14 protein-coding genes and 1 tRNA gene are annotated in these 18786 nt (G+C 61.1%); 6 read left to right on the forward strand and 9 right to left on the reverse strand.

The window, feature by feature from the left end:
- Window positions 1-4: 4 nt before the first annotated feature.
- From R1T40_RS20155 to paaZ, 8 genes are all read right to left on the reverse strand, one after another.
- A complete protein-coding gene (locus tag R1T40_RS20155) occupies window positions 5-871 on the reverse strand; it encodes a carbohydrate ABC transporter permease (protein ID WP_106163820.1) in 867 nt (288 codons plus the stop codon).
- A 106-nt stretch (window positions 872-977) separates the two neighbouring features.
- Window positions 978-2282 (reverse strand): ABC transporter substrate-binding protein, encoded by a 1305-nt coding sequence (locus R1T40_RS20160; protein WP_317385418.1) that lies wholly within the window; start codon window positions 2280-2282, stop codon window positions 978-980.
- Window positions 2283-2376: 94 nt separating this feature from the next.
- Complete coding sequence (locus R1T40_RS20165) at window positions 2377-3402, reverse strand: LacI family DNA-binding transcriptional regulator (RefSeq protein ID WP_317385419.1); 1026 nt, start codon at window positions 3400-3402, stop codon at window positions 2377-2379.
- Between the two features lie 228 nt (window positions 3403-3630).
- The gene (locus R1T40_RS20170) at window positions 3631-5898 is read right to left on the reverse strand and encodes a methyl-accepting chemotaxis protein (protein ID WP_317385420.1); all 2268 of its coding nucleotides are present in this window, start codon (window positions 5896-5898) and stop codon (window positions 3631-3633) included.
- 107 nt (window positions 5899-6005) lie between these two features.
- Entirely contained in the window at window positions 6006-8780 is a 2775-nt protein-coding gene (locus R1T40_RS20175; RefSeq protein WP_317385421.1) for a PAS domain-containing hybrid sensor histidine kinase/response regulator, read from the reverse strand.
- A gap of 219 nt (window positions 8781-8999) precedes the next feature.
- A tRNA-Met gene (locus tag R1T40_RS20180) sits at window positions 9000-9076 on the reverse strand.
- Window positions 9077-9190: 114 nt separating this feature from the next.
- Window positions 9191-10039 carry a PaaX family transcriptional regulator gene (locus tag R1T40_RS20185; protein WP_317385422.1) on the reverse strand — a complete coding sequence of 283 codons (849 nt, stop codon included), beginning with the start codon at window positions 10037-10039 and terminating at the stop codon, window positions 9191-9193.
- 69 nt (window positions 10040-10108) lie between these two features.
- Entirely contained in the window at window positions 10109-12139 is a 2031-nt protein-coding gene (gene paaZ / locus R1T40_RS20190) for a phenylacetic acid degradation bifunctional protein PaaZ (protein ID WP_317385423.1), read from the reverse strand.
- Between the two features lie 160 nt (window positions 12140-12299).
- On the opposite strand from paaZ, the gene paaG reads away from it, so the two are divergent.
- The 5 genes from paaG to R1T40_RS20215 all read left to right on the forward strand — a co-directional run bounded on the left by paaG (window position 12300) and on the right by R1T40_RS20215 (window position 15957).
- The gene (gene paaG, locus R1T40_RS20195) at window positions 12300-13085 is read left to right on the forward strand and encodes a 2-(1,2-epoxy-1,2-dihydrophenyl)acetyl-CoA isomerase PaaG (RefSeq protein WP_317385424.1); all 786 of its coding nucleotides are present in this window, start codon (window positions 12300-12302) and stop codon (window positions 13083-13085) included.
- 9 nt (window positions 13086-13094) lie between these two features.
- Window positions 13095-13544 (forward strand): hydroxyphenylacetyl-CoA thioesterase PaaI, encoded by a 450-nt coding sequence (paaI, locus tag R1T40_RS20200; protein WP_317387013.1) that lies wholly within the window; start codon window positions 13095-13097, stop codon window positions 13542-13544.
- Window positions 13545-13578: 34 nt separating this feature from the next.
- Window positions 13579-14889, forward strand: coding sequence for a phenylacetate--CoA ligase PaaK (paaK, locus tag R1T40_RS20205; RefSeq protein ID WP_317385425.1), 1311 nt, complete (start codon window positions 13579-13581; stop codon window positions 14887-14889).
- Between the two features lie 6 nt (window positions 14890-14895).
- On the forward strand, window positions 14896-15492 hold the full coding sequence (locus tag R1T40_RS20210) for a TetR/AcrR family transcriptional regulator (protein ID WP_317385426.1): 597 nt from the start codon (window positions 14896-14898) through the stop codon (window positions 15490-15492).
- 204 nt (window positions 15493-15696) lie between these two features.
- Window positions 15697-15957, forward strand: coding sequence for a glycine zipper 2TM domain-containing protein (locus R1T40_RS20215; protein ID WP_106163810.1), 261 nt, complete (start codon window positions 15697-15699; stop codon window positions 15955-15957).
- A 160-nt stretch (window positions 15958-16117) separates the two neighbouring features.
- On the opposite strand, the gene R1T40_RS20220 is transcribed toward R1T40_RS20215, so the two are convergent.
- Window positions 16118-17965 (reverse strand): OmpA family protein, encoded by a 1848-nt coding sequence (locus R1T40_RS20220; RefSeq protein ID WP_317385427.1) that lies wholly within the window; start codon window positions 17963-17965, stop codon window positions 16118-16120.
- 267 nt (window positions 17966-18232) lie between these two features.
- On the opposite strand from R1T40_RS20220, the gene R1T40_RS20225 reads away from it, so the two are divergent.
- On the forward strand, window positions 18233-18670 hold the full coding sequence (locus R1T40_RS20225) for a GNAT family N-acetyltransferase (RefSeq protein ID WP_317385428.1): 438 nt from the start codon (window positions 18233-18235) through the stop codon (window positions 18668-18670).
- Window positions 18671-18786 lie beyond the last annotated feature (116 nt).

Raw genomic sequence — 18786 nt, forward strand, 5'->3', positions numbered from 1 at the left:
TCCCTTACGTATCGAGGTTCTTGCCAACGATGCGCATCAGGAATGCGGCAACGATATTGGCAAGGATGATGGCGTAGACACCGCCGGCGGATCCGAGGCCGATGTTCTGGCTTTCCAGAACGCGCTGAAAGATCAGGTAGGTGAGCGTCCGAGTGCCAAAAGCGCCTTGGGTGGTCACGAAGATCTCCGCGAAAATCGACAGCAGAAAGATCGTCTGGATCAGCACCACGACGGTGATCGCCCGGCCCAGATGCGGCAGCACGATGTAACCGAAACGGGCGAGGGGGCTTGCACCATCCATTTCGGCGGCTTCCAGCTGTTCGCTGTCCAGGGACTGCATCGCGGTCAGCAGGATCAATGTGGCAAACGGCAGCCATTGCCAGCTGACGATCAGGATGATCGACGGCATCGAGGCTTCGGAGAGCCAGGAGATCGGCTCGGCGCCAAAGAATTTCCACAGATGGGCAAACAGGCCGTTCACCGGGTCCATGAAGATGTTCTTCCAGACCAATGCGGACACCGTCGGCATCACGAAGAACGGTGCGATGACCAGGATGCGGACCACACCCTGACCCCACATCGGCTGGTCCAGCAAGAGTGCCAGCAGCACGCCAAAGACCACAGTTATGGCCAGGACACCGCCGACGATGACAAGCGTGGCCTGTACGCTGGGCCAGAATGTGGAGGAAGATACAAAGCGGACGTAATTGTCGAACCCGACCCACCCAAGATCGCCGCCGCGCAGGGGCAGGTATTTCTTGAAGGAAAAGATCACGGTCATCGTCAGCGGTACGAGCATCCAGCCGAGGAGCAAGATGACGGCCGGGGCCATCATGATGCGCGCGGCAGAGCGGGAGTGCTGGGTTGCCATGGAGGGCCTCATCAGTGGACGGACAGCGCCGTCACGAATACGATGTTGGAAAAAAGAGGCCGAAGACCGCAATGCGCGCGATCTCCGGCCCAGGGGAGGAGGGGCGTCAGTAGCCTGCGGCTTCCATTTCCTCGGATGTGAAGGCCTGCGCTTTTTCAAGCGCCTCATCCACGGTCTGTTGACCGGCGTAGACTGCCGAGAACTCCTGGCTGACCTGCGTCGCGATGCCTGCGAACTCCGGGATAGCCACGAACTGAATGCCAACATAGGGGACCGGGTCGACCGTTGGATTGGTCGGATCGGCCGCCTCGATGGATTTCAAGGTCATGTCGGCGAAGGGCACGTCCTGATATTCCGGCGTCTCGTAGAGAGAGGTCCGGGCGCCCGGAGGCACATTGGCCCAGCCTTCATTGGCCGCGACCAGTTCGATGTATTCCTTGGAGGTGGCCCATTCGATGAATTGCTTGGCAGCGGCCTCGTTGTTGGTGCCGGCAGGAATGCCGAGCGCCCAGGCCCAGAGCCAGTTGGCGCGCTTCTCGACACCGTCGTGGTTTGGCGCCAGGGCGAAGCCGACCTTGTCCGCTACGGTGGATTCCTCCGGGTTGGTGACAAAGGATGCTGCCACGGTCGCGTCGATCCACATGCCGCATTTGCCCTGCTGGAACAGCGACAGGTTTTCGTTGAACCCGTTGGTCGAATAGCCCGGAGGGCCTGCGTCTTCCATCAGGTCGACAAAGAAGCCCAGTGCTTCTTTCCATTCCGGCTGGTCGAATTGTGCCGTCCAGTTCTCGTCGAACCAGCGCGCGCCAAAGGAGTTCGCGGTCGTGGTGATGAACGCGCCGCCTTCACCCCAGCCAGCCTTGCCGCGCAGGCAGATGCCGTTGATTTCCTTCTCGCGGTCGGTCATCGCGACGGCCGCGTCTCGGATGAACTCCCATGTCGGGGCCTCCGGCATGTCCAGACCGGCCTGTTCCATCAGGTCGGTGCGGTACATGATCATCGAGCTTTCGCCATAGAACGGCGCGGCATACAGCGTGCCGTCATGAGACAGGCCATTGCGCATCGCGGGCAGGATGTCGTTGATGTCATAGGCCTCGGAGAGGTCATCCAGCGGCACCAGCCAGCCGTTGTTGCCCCAGATCGGCGTCTCGTACATGCCGATGGTCATGATGTCGAACTGGCCACCCTTGGTGGTGATGTCGGTGGTCACGCGCTGGCGCAGCACGTTCTCTTCCAGTGTCACCCATTCGACCTCGATACCGGTCGCTTCGGTGAAGTGGTCCGAGTAGCCCTGCATTCGTATCATGTCGCCGTTATTCACGGTTGCGATGGTGATGGTTTCTGCAAAGCCCGCGCCGGCTGTCCCCAGCGACAACGCAGTGGCCGCACAAAGTGCGCTCCTCAAAGACATCCTCGTTCCTCCCTTGGTAGATGCTGCCATCACGCTAGGGGAGTTCACTGCGCGGCGTCAATATAAATTTTACGCGCGTAAAATTTGTGAGGGGTCAGGCGGAGTCGCGCATGATCAGTTTGCCTTCGGATCTCGTGCTTTTCCAAGGTGATACATCGCCGTTGATCGCAGAGAACAGGGTGTCTGTCGCGGTTTTGGAGACGGCATCATAATCGTGCGACACAGTGGTCAACGGCGGACAAGTATAACGTCCGAAGGGGTGCCCATCGATTCCGGCCACCCGAATCGAGCATCCCTCAGTGCGCCCGACCTGCACCCCTTTTTCGTAACAGGCCGTCATCAGTCCGATGGCGAGGCGGTCATTGCTGCAGAGGATCGAGTTGGAATTGAACGCGCCCGACGACAGAGCCTCATGCCCGCCCAAACGCCCGATCTCCTCGAATTGCCAGCCTTCGCCCTCGACCGAGATCACCTGAGGCGTGTGGCCGAACTTTTGCATTGCGTCCAGGTAGCTTTGTCGACGTCGATGGGCATTCGGGTTGGCGGGGGTGCGCATTTCAAAGAAACTGGGCGGCTCTCCGGTCCGGCAGAGGTAGTCTGTCATCAGTTTGGTGAACTGAAAGTTGTCGGAGCCCACAAAGGCAATGCCAAATTGCTCCACATTGCTGTCAAAGAGCACGGTTGGTACATCTTCGCAAAATCGTTCAATGGCCTCCTTGTCTGAGGCCCGGCCCAAGGGGGCCAACAGCACCCCTGCAGGACGCATGGACAGAAGCGTGTCGAGTATGTCGGTTTCCAGCTCAGGCAGCCCGTGCGAACTGAACAAGGTAGGGCGGAATCCCGCGTCGATGCAGCGCTGCTCGAGGGTGCGGGCGATCTCGGCAAAAAACGGATCGGCGAGGAATGGAACCACGATGCCGATGTTCTTCGTCAGGCGCCGGTTCTGGTTCATGGCGTAGATGTTGGGACGGTAGTCATAGGTCTCCAGCGCCGCTTCGATCTTCTTGCGGGTGGAGGCGCGGACGCTGTCAGGGGCGTTGAAATACTTGGACAGGGTGGGGCGTGAGATGCCGCTCACACCGGCAAGCTCTTCCATGTTCCGGATTTTCGATTCTGACATGGAGGCCCTCCTTGCTGCCCCTCCCGGATACGGGCGGAGCGAGCGACGATCTGTTCTTCACCCATAGTGCGCCCAATTCTTTGCGGGCGCAAACTTTACAGGATGTGTTTGAGAAGGGTGATCGTCTTTTCCGGTTCAAAGCGCAAGCTGCCAGTGCCCGAATGAGCGCGTGCAGTCAAAGTGGCTGCCTGGCTGGTTGCCGTACGGGGAGAGTGCGCGCGTTCAGCCCTAGCCGTGTTGCACGTCTTGGGTATCAGACAGGTCTTCCCAACGCGCGGGCGCATCCGCATCAATCGGTGCGTCAATTTGGAAACGGGAGGTGACCTGCGACAGCGTGTTGGCTTCGCTCTGCAGGAGTTGACTGGAGGCGGAGGCCTCCTCTGCCATCGCCGTGTTCTGCTGGGTAACAGCATCCAACTCGCGCATGGCCGCGTTGATGTCTTCAAGGCCCTGCGATTGATGCTGAACCCCTCCGGCAATCTCGGAAATGAGATCGCTGACTGCGGTTACCTGTTGAATGATGCTGGTGAGAGCATCGCCTGCGCGATCTACCATAGAGACGCCATTGGCCACGTGCTCTTCACTCGCTGAGGTGAGCGCCTGGATCTCGCCAGCCGCTTCGGAGGCGCGCCGCGCAAGGTTGCGCACCTCGGAGGCCACCACCGCAAAACCGGCGCCCGCTTCGCCGGCGCGGGCGGCCTCGACGCCAGCGTTCAGCGCCAGAAGATTGGTCTGAAAGGCGATGTCATCGATCAGGTTGATGAACTTGGAGATTTCGGCAGAGGCCTGCTGGATCTGATCCATCGCGGCCACGGCTGAGCGCACCACTTCGTTGCTCTGCTCGGCTTCACGGCGGGTAACGCGCATGGTGCTGTCGACTTCCGTCGCCTTCTCCGCCGTGTCGCGCAGGCGCTGTGTGAGATCCTGCATGGCAGAGGCAGTCTTTTCCAGTGTGGACCCCTGACTTTCAGTCCGTTCGGCCATGTCATTTGCTGCGGCCCGCTGTTCTTGAGAGAACCGATCCACATGGTGGGCGGCTTCGACCACTTCGCGCAGCGACTGCCGCAGGTTCTCCAGGCTGCGATTGTAGTTCTTGCGCAGGTCTTCGTAATGGGGGGAGAAGGCAGTGTTGATCTCGCAAACGAGGTTGCCCTCCTGCAGCTCGGAGAGAGCATGGCTCATTTCATCGACCACGAGATTGGTCTGCTTTCTTGAGTCTTCCTCGCGGCTGCTGGCCTCATCTGCGGAGGTCAGCTTGTCCCGAAAGGTGTCGAGGCTGCGCGCAAGATCACCGAACTCATCCCCGCGTGTCCGGCCGGGAATGTCGATGTCATAATCCTTGTTGGCCAGTGCGTTGGTGACGTCCCTCAGGTGGTGGATCGGGCGCGTGACCCGGTTGGCAGCTGCCCAAGAGACAATGATCGATACGACAAAAGAGGCGCCGATGAGCGATAGCACCATCCATCGGATGCGATAGACCATCGCAAATGCGGTGTCGGAATCGGTTTCCATGATCAGCGACCAGTTGAACCCGGCAAGGTTGAGAGGAATGACCACGGCGGTTGCGCGCTGTCCTGCCGCGGTGACAACATCCTCGAACTGACCGGCCACCTGGTCGCGGGCTGCGGCGATGTGAGGGGCGTCCGGAAGTTCCGTCAGCATCTCGAAGGCGCCTTCCACGACGCTGGGACTGCGGGCAAGCCCATCCGGACTGACAAGAAAGATGTTCTCATGCGCAGTGTCGGCGAGATTCGCAGTCAGCGCGGACTGCACAAGTTCAGTGCCGATGCGTACGGCAATCACGCCAACTGTGTCGCCACGCTTGCTGAGGACGGGGGAGGCCAGAAATGCGGTGTTTGAGCCAGCGGGCGCATAGGGAGAGAAATCCTCGACCACAACGGCGCCGGGCTCCGCCGCAAGAGCCCCTTGAGCCACACGCGATAGTGGGGTGTCGGCGAGAACAGGACCAGTGATGGTCTCGGCGAAGTCGCTTTGCTTGTGAATTGAATACAAGACGAGCCCAGTCGGGCTGATCAAATAGATGTCCGAGTATCCATTCAATTCGGATGTTTGCACAAACGTTGGATGGTATGTGACATGAGATTGACTGTAGTAGGAGCCATCGCCAGGATCGACCAGATCGGCGCGCTGTTCGGTATTGGGGTTCTCCGTCACGAAGTGTTTCTTCAGGTAGCCAATCTGATCATCGTCTTCGATCATGCCGATGACGCGCTCAAAATTGTTTATTGCGCGGAATGTGGTGGGCTGTGCAGCCAGGTTGACCACGTCACGCTGTGCCGCGCCGATGCTGAAGCTGAGGGCCTGTGCGCCCGCCTGTGCCTTGGAGGCCTGTGCGGAGGCCACATTCTCGCGAATGCTGCGCTCTGCCATCGTGTAGATCAGGAACGACACGGTAATGACAAAAGCCACGGTGAGGACAACCATCAGCACAGGGAGTTTCAGCTTTAGTGAAACGGAAGAGGCCTTCAACAACACAGTCGTACTCCTTCGAGGGGGCTCTGATCTACGCGACCGGCCAAGCTTCGCATAGATTCCCTAAAATAAGGTTCGTGCCTGTCTGACTGGACAGCATGCGGGGTGAACTATGGCTGCGGCGGAGGCAACACGCGCCCGTGTTGGGCGATCAAATGCGCGAGCGTGTTGAGGTCGACCGGCTTTCCCAGAAGGGCGCTGATCACGTCTTCAGAGAGGTTCGGGTCGGAGAGTTTACGTGCCAGGGCAGTGACAATCACGATGGGTAGATCGCCATCTGCAGATTTCGCCGCCTGAGCAAGCTGACCACCGTTTTGGCCGGGCATATTATAGTCCGTGACGAGGAACGACCAAAGGCCTGGGTCTTCCTTGATCGCTTCCAGAGCTTCATCCGGGTGCAGGCAGATGCTGACCTCGGCGCCAAGGCGTTCCAGGAAGGCGGCAATGGATTCCGCAACCTGTGCGTCGTCGTCAACCAACAGGATCAGCTGACCATCCAGCCGCACGGAGCCAATGTCCTCGTCACTGATCCGCGTGACTGAATAGTCGGACAGTGGAAGGAAGATTTCCACGCGTGTGCCATGGCCCTCCTGGCTGAGAATGCGTATGGCCCCCTCGTGGCTGCGAATGATCTCGGCGATGGCCATCATGCCGATACCGCTGCCACGCTGCCCTTTGGTCGAGCAGTGCTCGTGAAACAGACGTCCAAGCACGTCGGCGGGAATGCCCGAGCCAGAGTCCTCAACCGTGTAGCGCGCGTAGGTCTGCTCCGGGTCGATGCTGCCAATGGCGAGGGGCAGATCCATCAGGTCGATACCCGCAAACCGTTTCAGACATTGGTGAATTTGGCCGGGACGCCCGCCAAGTGCATCCTGCGCATTCTGCACCAGATTGAGCGCCACACGCAGTAGGTCGGATGGATAGCACAGCATCTCCATCTCCGCGTCATCCATATCCAGTGTGAAACGGGTTTCCGCGGACAAGGCGCTGCGCAAGAGGTCCTGAGATTCACTCATGAGATTGCGCAGATCAATCATGCTTTGATTGTCGGCCGACATGCCGAGGTCGAGAAAGCGATTGATCATCTTGGCCGCGCGCGAGGAGGCGGCGTTGATCCGTTCGGAATAGAGCTGCACCTTGTCCGGTGCGGTGCGTTCGTTGAGCAGGGCCGAGTGGCCATTGATCACCGCCAGCAGGTTGTTGAAGTCATGTGCGACACCTGCGGCCAGCCGTCCGATGCTTTCGTTTTTCTCGAAGTCATGCAGCTTCTTGTCGAAGCTTGCGCGGGCGTCTTCGTATTCGATACGTCTGGTGATGTCGCGAACCACGACAATGCGCATCTTGTCGTCGATCCGCGTGACGCAGACCTCGAATGTGAGTTTCTTGCCATCGACATGCGCGCGCATCTCGATCTGGGCAAAGCCCAGGCTTTCGACTTTAGGACGCACCTCGACCGACAGCCGAGCCACATCCTCCGCCAGAAATGCATCGCACCATTTCCGGCCGAGAATACTGCTGGGAGGACCAGCTCCAAAAATGCGGGCAAAGGCCGGGTTGGCATAGGCGATACGCGCGCTGCGTTCGACGATCGCAATGCCTTCGGTGGTGCTGTCCATCGCGGCCGCGCGTTGTTTCAGCTCCCGCTCAGCGCGTTTTATCTCTGTGACATCGGTGCCGGTGATAACATGTCCGCCCTCGCTGCTGTCAAAGCTGCGGATAAGGAAAACGGCGCCATCAGAGCAGGTCAGTTCCAGGTTCTGGGCGCAGTCTTCAACCTGTTTGACAAAGGTCGCGATGGCCTGATGCGGGCGCATCTCCGTGCCATAGAGCTCGTGCAGCAGCCGGTGCATGGCCGTGTTTGCATACAGCACCTCGCCATCAGCTCCGGTCGCGAGAATGGCGCTGCTCACGGCCTCCATTGCGGATTCGATGCGCTGCTCAAGCTGGTGCACGACTTCAAGCGTTTGCGCCTGTTCGGTGACATCAGTATGGGTCGCCAGCATGTAGCGCAGGCTGCCAAAGGTATCCCGAATGGGTGTGAGGCTGATCTCGTCCAGAAAGGGTACCCCGTTCTTTCGTGAGTTCCAGACCCGATATCGTCCGCGTTGCCCGGCGGCGAAAGCCGCCGCCATACTCTCCAGGTCCGCTCCGGGGCGAAAGCGATCCGTGATGAATTGCATACCCATTGCATCCGCGAGCGTGCGTCCCGACAGGGCCTCGAACGCGCGGTTGACATATACAACTGCGCTTCCCTGTTCCGCTGGGTCCACCAACATGACGGGCACTTCGGCATTCTCCAGAACCGAGGCCAGAAGTGCATGGCGGTCATCCGTGCGAATGCCGCGCAGGGCGTGACTCATCATGACGGTCATGCGGTCAAGCACCTTGGCCTTATCCGCATCGAAGTAGTCGACGCTTGGGTGCCAGCAGAGCACAACCAGCATTTGTCCCCCCTCGCGCCGAAAGGGAGCCGAGATCAGGCTGCCTGTGCTGCGGGCGCTGACCAGCCCGGCAGCCGGGGCGCGGCAGACGCTCAGATTTTTGATCTGACGGTGGCGGGCGAACCAGTCGAAGATGTCCGGTGTCAGCGCCGGCTGTGGCCGCAACGGGTGCAGAACGGTGGGGCGGCTTTGCGGGACGCCGAACATTCCTTCGGCGACATCACCGATCACCGTGACCTCATGGGCGCCGATGGCGTCCTTCAATGCGTCCGATAGAGCGTCGAGTATGTCTGCGCGTGTGTTGGCCTTGTTCATGGCCTCAACGCCGCACAGCATCGCGTTCGCCATTTTCAGATTGCGCCGATCCTTGCGTCGCGTCTGCTCAAGCGCGGAAATGCGCTCTTGCTGCTTACTCTGCGGAAAAGGATCAGGACGGATGCTCATGCGCTGTAACTTAGGCGCTGGATCCTTAAGGTTCGGTGCAAATAATCCAGAGAATTGCGCCAAGCTGATGCGCAGAACCTGGCAGGCACGCGATGTGGGAGGGGAGACGCAGCGCCAAGATAGACAGGCAGGGCAAGCCCAGAAACACTCATCGCGACGAGGCGTTTCGCCTCATCCGACAGGCGAACCCATTCATCAAGCCGGTAAGTATGGGAAGGGTGGTAGCGGAGGAGGGACTTGAACCCCCGACACGCGGATTATGATTCCGCTGCTCTAACCAACTGAGCTACTCCGCCGCTCGCTGTGTGGAGGCGATTTACGGAATGCCGCCCAGAGGGTCAAGTGCGAAATCTCAAAGAAGGGTGGTTTTGGAAAAGTTTTTTCCAACCACGCCGCATTGCCATTTGATTTCAATGGGCTGCATCAGGCGACGGCGGTATGTCCAACGTCATGGGCAGCGGCTCGGCGGTTTCGAGTTCCGACAGGCTGGGTTGCGGGAGCTGCTCCAATAGCTCAAAGACCTTTGTCCGGCAGGATTCTCCGGTCCAGTCGGCTGGGTGAAACTGCACGGGCAGCCTCGGATGACGCAATACGATCCGCCTCCAGCGGTGTACGAGCAGCGTGCGCAGGCAGGCGCGGCGTAAGGGATCCAGCTCAGGCGGGGCGCCACGAGGGGCAAGTGCGGCATCCAGTGACGCACAGCTCTGGCGCAGCGGGATGGGGAACAGCTCTTCCTGCAGCCATGTGGGAACGCTTTCGATCTGTCCGTTTGCGATCAAAAGATCGGACATGGGCGCAGGCGCGGGGCCGGGAGCCAAGCCGGTGTGGCGGTTGACGCGGATCACGCCGTCCGGCGCGCCCTCGCTGAGGGCATCCAGAAGTTCCAGACCACTGGGGGTGCCCGCGATCAGCATATGCCACTCTGCCGTGGTGCAGGCGGTCGGATCATAGATGCGGGGGGTGACCTGAGCCGACTGCACGCGCCCATGAGGGGTGAGGAAATGCACGGATCCGCGCCCGCGTCGTTTGCTGTCGGTCCAGCCATCCTTGCGCAGTCGATGCAGCGCGACGCGGATGGCTTCGGGCTTGATGCCGAGCGGTGTGATCACGCGGGTGAGGGCCGCGCTGCTGATGCCAGCGCCATCATCCTGTGCCATGTCCCCGAGGAACGACACGATGATCGACCAAACGCGTTGACCCTGAGGCTCTGCAAGTGCCTCTACCGCCGTAGTAAACCAGTCATGTGCGTTTGTTGTCATGAGGTCAGGATAAGGGCGGGCGCAGGTAAGCGCCAGCCCTCATGCCTGCAATTGGACGCGTATAAACGATCAGAATGCGACCATGGTCAGCAGCTCGTATTCGGCCACCATCTCGTCATCTTGATTGGTCAGGGTGACACGCCAGCGCACTTCGCCGTAGTCCGCGTTGCGCGGGGTCTTGGCCTTGACGGTCAGGCGCACCTTGATGCTGTCGCCCGGCACCACGGGTTTCATGAAGCGCAGGCTGTCGAGGCCGGTGTTGGCCAGTACCGGTCCTTCTTCGGGCTGAACGAACATACCGGCGGCAAAGGACAAGAGCAGATAGCCATGCGCCACCCGTCCCGGGAAGAACGGGTTCCGTTCGGCGGCCGCGTCATCCATGTGGGCATAGAAGGTATCGCCGGTGAACTGCGCAAAATGGGCAATGTCGTCGCTGGTCACGGTGCGCGGCGCGGTATTGAGCGTCTCGCCAATGGCCAGCGCACCGAAGCGGCGGGTGAAGGGATGCGCGGCATCGCTTGTTTCGGGGGCGCCGGGAATCCAGGTACCGGTGATGGCTGAGAGAATCTCCGGGCTGCCCTGCACGGCGGTGCGCTGCATGTAGTGTTTCACGGCGCGCACGCCGCCCAGTTCCTCGCCACCGCCAGCACGACCGGGGCCACCGTGAACCATATGGGGCAGGGGGGAGCCGTGGCCTGTGGACTCCTTCATCGAGGTGGCGTTGTTGATATAGACCCGTCCGTGGAAGGCGGCGATGTTCAGTGTCACCTCACGCGCCACCACAGGGTCGGCAGTGATGAGAGAGGCGACGAGGGAGCCTTGGCCGCGATTGGCCAGTGCGGCTGCATGCGCAAGGTCGCGGTAGCCCATCACGGTGGAGACGGGGCCAAAGGCCTCGGTGTCGTGGACATGTTGGGCGGCGTCGGGGTCCGCGCAATGGAACAGCATCGGCGGCACAAAGGCACCCTTGTCCTTGTCGGCGCCCTCAACGGTGAAGTCGTCGGGGTCGCCAAAAACCCGCGTGGCCTCGGTGGCGATCTTGGCGGCTTGCTCCAGCACATCGCGTTTTTGCGCGGCGGAGACCAGCGCACCCATGCGGGTGCTGTCGGCGCGCGGGTCACCAATGGTGATTTTTGCCAGCGCGGTGCTCAGCCCCTCAATAACGGCGTCAACCTGTGCGTCGGGCACGATGATGCGGCGGATGGCGGTACATTTCTGCCCCGCTTTGGTGGTCATTTCGCGCTGCACTTCCTTGAGGAACAGGTCGAATTCCGCGCTGCCGGGCGCTGCGTCAGGGCCAAGGATCGACGCGTTGAGGCTGTCTTGTTCCGCCACAAATCGTACGGAGTTTTCAACGATTGCAGGTGTTTGCCGTAGTTTCAGCGCGGTTGCTGCAGAGCCAGTAAAGCTCACCACATCCTGACAGGTCAGCCGGTCCAGCATGTCGCCAATGCCGCCGCTCACCAGCTGCAGCGCGCCTTCCGGCAGAAGACCGCTGTCCAGCATCAGGCGCACGGCGGCCTCTGTGACATAGCAGGTGGCGGTTGCGGGTTTTACGATGGCCGGAACACCGGCAAGCAGGGTCGGCGCGAGCTTTTCCAGCATGCCCCAGACCGGGAAGTTGAAGGCGTTGATATGCACCGCAACACCGGGCAGCGAGGTGCAGATGTGCTGGCCCATAAATGTGCCGTGGCGCGACAGTTGCTCGACCGCGCCGTCCGTGTAGACCGTGCTGTCGGGCATCTCGCGCCGCCCCTTGGAGGCGAATACAAACGTTGTTCCGATACCGCCGTCCACGTCGATCAGGTGGTCCTTCTGCGTCGCGCCGGTGTCAAAGCTCAGATCATACAGGTCCTGCTTGTTGGCCTCCAAATGCTGCGCTAGCGCCTTGAGCATGCGGGCGCGGTCATGGAAGGTCATGGCGCGCAGGCCGGGCCCACCGATGTTGCGGGCATAGTCGAGCATCGCTTGCACATCGAGCGTGGCATTGCCTGCGCGGGCGATCACCTCGCCGGTGATGGCAGAGGCAATCTCGCGTGCGCTGTTGTCGGGCTGGATCCATTCTCCGGCGGCAAAGCTCGCCACATCTTTCGGGCACATAGGCTGCGTCTCCCTGAAGTCTGTTGTGCAAATGCAGTGCCAGCGCCCGATTTCGGGGCGGCGCATTTTCCTGATGAGAAATATTGACCGTCCGGTCGGTTTATGCAAGTCTTTTCCCAATTGGGCTCAAGATCGCCCGCCGTGGGCAAGGGGAGGCATCATGGAGCAGAGCATTCTGACGCAGGATCACGGGACGTGGTGCGAGATTACGCTGAACCGTCCGGATCGGCTAAATGCGTTTAACGATGAGATGCATCTGGCCCTGCGCGCCGCACTGGAAGAGGCGCGCGATTCTGGAAAGCGGGCGCTCTTACTGACGGGCGCGGGGCGGGGCTTTTGCGCGGGGCAGGATCTGTCAGCGCGCGACCCGGATGCGGCGGGTGGCCCGGTAGATCTGGGCTACACGGTGCGCACGTTTTATGCGCCGCTGGTGAACCTGATCCGCGCGTTGGAGTTTCCGGTGGTCTGCGCGGTGAACGGCGTGGCGGCGGGCGCCGGGGCAAACCTGTCGCTGGCCGCAGACATCGTGCTGGCGAGCCAGAGCGCGAAATTCATCCAGTCCTTTGCCAAGGTCGGGCTGATCCCCGACACCGCCGGCAGCTACCACCTGCCGCGCCTGTTGGGCGAGGCCCGCGCCAAGGCGCTGGCGCTGACCGGAGAGCCCCTGAGCGCCGAGCAGGCCGCTGATTGGGGGCTGATCTGGAAATGCGTCGCCGATGATGTGCTGATGGAGGAGGCGCGCGCCCTGACGGCCAAGCTCGCCGATGGGCCGACGCTGGGTCTTGGGCTAACCAAATCGCTGATCCAGACCTCGGGGGCCTATACGCTGGCCGAGCAGCTGGAGCGCGAGGCGGATGCGATGAAGACCTGTGGCGAGAGCGCGGATTACGCCGAAGGCGTGCGGGCATTTCTGGAAAAACGCCAGCCAGCGTTCCGCGGAGAATAGCGCATGACCATGACCGCAAAGACCCGCGCCGAGAAATCCGCCGCCGCCATGTGGGCCGACGATCAGGCGTCCAAATGGGCCGGTATCGGCATCGAGCGTGTCGACGAGGGCAGTGCCGCGCTGGCGCTGACCGTCGAGGCGCATCACTGCAACGGCCATGGTATCTGCCATGGCGGTGTGATTTTCATGCTCGCCGACAGCGCCTTTGCCTTTGCGTGCAACAGCCGCAATCAGGCGACGGTGGCGCAGCACAACATGATCAGCTTTATCGCGCCGGGACGCCAAGGGGACCGGCTGCTGGCCGAGGCTCGCGAAGTCTCGCTGACCGGGCGCAGCGGGCTCTATGACGCGAGCGTCAAAAATCAGGACGGGCAGCTGATCGCGGAAATGCGCGGCTGTTCTCGCGCAATCAAGGGGCAGCTGTTTGAGGAGACAGCTCCCCCGGTGGCTCAGGACTGAGCCGCAGAAGATCAAGGGACGTTGGAGGATACCTATGCGTGATTTGACACCCAACCGGGCCGAGCTGGACCCGATCGAGATCGCGTCCATCGACGAGATCCGCAGCCTGCAGCTGCAGCGTTTGAAATGGTCGTTGCGCCATGCCTACGACAATGTGGCAATGTACAAAGCGCGGTTCGATGCAGCCGGCGTGCATCCGGACGACCTGCAGGAGCTGTCCGATCTCGCGAAGTTCCCCTTCACCACCAAGGGCGATCTGCGCGATGCCTATCCATTCGGCATGTTTGCAGTCCCGCGCGAGCAGATCCTCCGGTTGCATGCGTCCTCCGGTACAACGGGCAAGCCAACGGTGGTGGGCTACACGCAAAAGGACATCGACACCTGGGCGGACCTCTTGGCGCGGTCCTTGCGTGCGTCCGGCCTGCGGCGCGGTGATATGGTGCATAACGCCTATGGCTATGGGCTGTTTACTGGCGGGCTTGGCGCGCATTACGGCATTGAGCGCCTGGGCGCGACGGTGGTGCCGATGTCGGGCGGCCAGACCGAAAAGCAAGTGACGCTGATCGAGGATTTCCGGCCCGACGGCATCATGGTGACGCCGTCCTATATGCTCAACATCCTGGAGCAATATCACCGCATGGGCATCGATCCGCGCAGCTCTTCGCTCAAGGTCGGCGTCTTTGGCGCCGAACCATGGACGGACGCCATGCGCAAGGAAGTCGAGGCGGCGTTTGATATGCATGCAGTTGATATCTATGGTCTTTCAGAGATCATGGGGCCGGGCGTTGCCAATGAATGTGTGGAGACCAAGGACGGGCCAGTCATCTGGGAGGATCACTTCCTGCCGGAAATCATCGACCCGGAAACCGGCGCGGTGCTGCCGGATGGTGAGCTGGGCGAGCTGGTTTTTACCACGCTCACCAAGGAAGGCCTGCCGATGGTGCGCTACCGCACCCGTGACCTGACACGCCTGCTGCCGGGCACTGCGCGCTCCATGCGGCGGATGGCGAAAATCACCGGACGTTCGGACGACATGATCATCCTGCGCGGTGTAAATGTCTTCCCCAGCCAGATCGAAGAGCAGATGCTGACGGTGGAGGCGCTCGCGCCCTATTACCAGATCGAGCTGGTCAGCAAGGGCCGAATGGACGCGATGCGTATCCATGTTGAGGTCTTGCCAGCGGCCACCGCGCCTGAACAGCGCGCCACCTGCACCGCGCAGCTGGCCAAGCGGATCAAGGATATTGTCGGCATCTCGGCGGAAATTCTGGTCGGTGATCCCGGCAGCGTCGAACGCTCGCAGGGCAAGGCGCGCCGCGTCGTCGACAATCGCGTGAAAGGATAAGCTCCCGTGGCCCGGACCATTGCCAAAGACCACGACCAGAAGCGCGCTCAGATACTGTCGGCCTCGGCGCGGCTGTTCGCCGAGGAGGGCTATGACCGGGCCTCGATGACCCAGATCGCAAGGGCTTGCGGGATCTCGAAGGCGAATATCTACCACTACTACGAGGGCAAGGACGCACTGCTGTTCGACCTTCTGGACAACTACCTGAGCGGCCTGCGGGACCGGGTCTGCGGGCTGGATCTGGACGGGTTCGATCCGGTGGCGCGGCTGCGATGTATCCTGACCGAGGTGCTGCTGGCCTATGAGGGCGCGGATCACGAGCACAAGGTGCAGCTCAACGCGATGTCGGCGCTGCCGGAGGCACAGCAGGAGCATTTGCGCGCCTATCAGCGTGAAATGGTGAAATGCATGAGCACGGCCATTCGGGACGCCGCCCCCGACACGCTGGGTTCTGACAAGGGCAAGCTGCGCGCAGTCACCATGTCGGTCTTTGGCATGTTGAACTGGCACTACATGTGGAACGCCGGGGCCGATACCGAGGACCGCAAGGGCTATGCCGATCTTGTGGCGCGGCTGACACTTGAAGGGGTGGCGGGGCTGTAACCGGCCAGCGCGCCGGGCTTCGGCAGATCTTTGCTGTAGTCGCTGAGCCGATTGTCTAAAATGTTGGGAACATTCCGGCGCGCACTACGTTCATGTGTAGACGAAACACCTTGACCGGTGCAGCGACCGGGCGGCGCGACAGGGCAATCGCTCTGCGCTTTTCCCCTTCCTGCCTGATCCGGTCAGCAGAGAGGAGATGGGAATATGTCGAAGACTACTGGCGTCATTGCGGCGCTGTTTGCAGCAAGTGTCTTTGTGGCGGGGTGCTCTGACAATCAGGACATCAATGCCGTCACCGGCGCGCTGGCGGGTGCGGCGGTTGGCAACCAAGTCGGCTCCGGCAGCGGCAAAACCGCCGCGACGCTCATTGGCGGCGCCGTTGGTGCTCAGGTTGGCGCAAACGCACCGCGTCAGTGCACATATCGCAACAGTGCCGGTCAGACCTACAAGGCCGCTTGCCCGTAACCTGTCTGGACCAAGACCACATGACAGCAGCCGCTCCGACTGGAGCGGCTGTTTTTTTGTCGACCTCTATGCAAACGCGTTTGAAGCGGAACAGGTGTTGCAACAAAAAAGCCCCGGCGCAGTGCCGGGGCAACTTGTTTTCGGGTCTGGTCGTCAGGGCTTACTGCCGTGACGCCAGCAGCGGTGTGATCCGGCGGACGGTGACGCGACGATTGGCCCGTTCGGCGTCCAGCACCGGCACCGCGAGGTCACTTTCGCCATAGCCCTGAATGACCATGTTCTCCGGCGGCACATCAAAATACTCGGTCAGCGCCAGCGCCACGGTCTCCGCCCTACGATCCGACAGCGCGAGGTTGTAGGTCGCCGCCCCCACCGCATCGGTGTGGCCCTCGATCAGGAACACCTCGGTCGGAGTCCGTTCCACCATCTGGCGCAGAGCATTGCCCAGGTCTGTCAGCTCCTCGGCCTGTTCCGGGCGGATCACCGAGGAGCCGGTCTCGAAGGTCACCTTGTCGACGTTGATTTCAGGCACTAGGCGGCGCACCGCGTCGATGCTGCGCACCTGGGCGAGGGAAAAGCGCCGGTTGATGCCTTCGGGCTGCTGTGCAGCAAGGGCTGCGGCCAGATCTTCGGGTGAAATACTGCCATCACTCGCGACGGCGTTGCGTCGAGGTGCCGCCGTAGGCAGGTCGTTTACCACCACCTTTTCGGCCTCCTGGGTGTCGTCGAACAGCACCACGGTGCGGCCATCGGGTAGGGCTTTGCTGCGGCGCAACACGCGACCGTCGGCTGCGCGGATGGTCTCGACCTCGACGCCATCCTCACGGGTCACCACGGTGCGGGTGGAGCCATCTTTGAACTGGTAGGTCTTCACGTTGGAGCCGGGCTGACGCAGCAGCGCATCGTCGTTCTTGATAATGCGATACTGGCCGTCCTGTTCGACCACGGCGCGGTCCCCGCTGTTGGAAACCACCGTTTCGCCGGATTTCAGCAATTGACCAACGGCAAGGGCACCCAACCCCAGCAGGGCGGCCTTTTCCAGCTTGGAGAGACCATCGTCATCGTCCTGTTCCGCCGCCGGGGCCTGTGGCGCGGCGTCGGCTGAGGCGGTCTCGTTGACCTTGGTGTCGAACTCCTCGTCAGAGCTGCGCGCGGTGTCTTCGGTGACGGTTTCCTCGATCACCTCTGCATCGGTCTCGCTGCCGTCAGAGGCAGCCGCTGCTGCCGCGGCGGTCTCGGTGTCGGATTCTGCAAGCGCGTCGGCCTGTTGCTGGCTGTCGCGTTCTGTCACTTCGGGGTTGTCGACGGGCTGGTCCTCGGCAATTTCAGCCTCAGCCTCAGCCTCAGCCTCAGCCTCAGCCTCAGCCTCAGCCTCAGCGGCGACATCGGCGTTTTGTGTTGCAAGATCCTCCGCTAGGGCCTCAGCGGTTTCATCTGTTGCAGCCTCTGTCTCTGCAGTCGCCTCAACCTCAGGAGCAGTATCCTCCGATTGCTCGACCTCGGCAGGTTGCTCCGCTTCAGCGGCCTCTGACGTCTCGGCCACGGCAGCGTTTTCTGCTGTCTCGTCAGGATCTGCGGTCGCTTCGGCCTCAGCAGCAGCGGCTTCTTCCTGAGGTTCTTCTTGCACCTCGGCTTCCGCTGGCGCCTCAGCCTCTGCTTCGGCCTGCGCGGTGTCCTCTAGAGCCTGTTCAAGACCGCCTACGTCTTCGCCATCAGGGGCGAGTGCGGAAAGAACAGACCCTGATTGCAGCTCAACGGGCAGCGCTGCATCAAAGGCGCCCTCACCATACTGCGTGCAGAATTGGGCAATGGGATCGTCCCCTTCGGCCTGCGTATCCTGCCCGGCACTTTCGCGGCAGCGCTCCACCAGCGCGGCAATCTCGGTCTCGCTCATCTGGCTGAGATCGAACGTCGCCGCGCCTTCAACCTGAGCCACACCCGGCATCGGGGCCGCCAGCGAGGCGATCACGGCCAATGCGGTGGCCGATTTGAAAAATTCCGGTTTCATCGCGCGTCCTTTCCTGTGTCAGCACGTAACTGTGGTTGTGAAACGCAGAAGTCGGACAAAAGTTGCATCCTGCAGAATGCCAGACCAACCAGGCTTTCCTGTCGCATCGCTGGCCCAGTTCTCCCGCGACCGACATGTCGCTGCCGTTCATCACTCATACGGCGAGGGGCGCAGCGAGCCCAATGTGATGGATATTGCACTGTGGTAGGAGAGGCGGTTGCAGCTAAATGGCTTGAGAAACCTACCTATCCATAGCATCATCCGAGCATGCATGACATTTCCATTTCAAGCGCGACAAATGATGATGCATCTAGTCTTGCGGCGATCCGTGTGGTGGCAATGAGACCGAGCCTCGAAGCCGTTGGACGGTTTGATCCCGACCGTGCACGCAAGCGCTTTCTCGAAACATACGACCCTCGTGATACCCAGATCGTTCGAGATGGGGAGGATCTAGTTGGTTTCTATGTCGTGCGGATACGCCCCGATCATCTTTACCTCGACCACATTTATATCTATCCCACGCATCAGGGCCGCGGTCTGGGACGCAATATCGTTTGGTCGGTTCAGGATCAGGCACGAGAGATGGCGCGGCCTTTGCGGCTCCTGGCGCTTCGCGGTAGCCCGGCGAATGACTTCTACCTTTCGTGCGGCTTCGTGCTCGAAAAGTCCGACGACCTCGATAATTACTACACGTGGCAGCCTTAGAGGTCCGCCAGCCACGGCTGGTGAATGAAACATGCGGGCGTTCGCAGCGATGGTCTGGTTCGAAACGCTCTTCCGCAGCATTCCACACATCACGCAGACGTAAGGGCCGCCTCTGG

This window comes from Tritonibacter scottomollicae (genome assembly GCF_032924845.1).
GTDB classification, from domain to species: Bacteria; Pseudomonadota; Alphaproteobacteria; order Rhodobacterales; family Rhodobacteraceae; genus Epibacterium; species Epibacterium scottomollicae.

Coding starts and splice junctions, on each gene's coding strand:
- R1T40_RS20155 (WP_106163820.1), bottom strand. CDS start 871: ATGGCAACCCAGCACTCCCGCTCTGCCGCGCGCATCATGATGGCCCCG.
- R1T40_RS20160 (WP_317385418.1), bottom strand. CDS start 2,282: ATGTCTTTGAGGAGCGCACTTTGTGCGGCCACTGCGTTGTCGCTGGGG.
- R1T40_RS20165 (WP_317385419.1), bottom strand. CDS start 3,402: ATGTCAGAATCGAAAATCCGGAACATGGAAGAGCTTGCCGGTGTGAGC.
- R1T40_RS20175 (WP_317385421.1), bottom strand. CDS start 8,780: ATGAGCATCCGTCCTGATCCTTTTCCGCAGAGTAAGCAGCAAGAGCGC.
- R1T40_RS20185 (WP_317385422.1), bottom strand. CDS start 10,039: ATGACAACAAACGCACATGACTGGTTTACTACGGCGGTAGAGGCACTT.
- paaZ (WP_317385423.1), bottom strand. CDS start 12,139: ATGTGCCCGAAAGATGTGGCGAGCTTTGCCGCCGGAGAATGGATCCAG.
- paaG (WP_317385424.1), top strand. CDS start 12,300: ATGGAGCAGAGCATTCTGACGCAGGATCACGGGACGTGGTGCGAGATT.
- paaI (WP_317387013.1), top strand. CDS start 13,095: ATGACCGCAAAGACCCGCGCCGAGAAATCCGCCGCCGCCATGTGGGCC.
- paaK (WP_317385425.1), top strand. CDS start 13,579: ATGCGTGATTTGACACCCAACCGGGCCGAGCTGGACCCGATCGAGATC.
- R1T40_RS20215 (WP_106163810.1), top strand. CDS start 15,697: ATGTCGAAGACTACTGGCGTCATTGCGGCGCTGTTTGCAGCAAGTGTC.
- R1T40_RS20220 (WP_317385427.1), bottom strand. CDS start 17,965: ATGAAACCGGAATTTTTCAAATCGGCCACCGCATTGGCCGTGATCGCC.
- R1T40_RS20225 (WP_317385428.1), top strand. CDS start 18,233: ATGCATGACATTTCCATTTCAAGCGCGACAAATGATGATGCATCTAGT.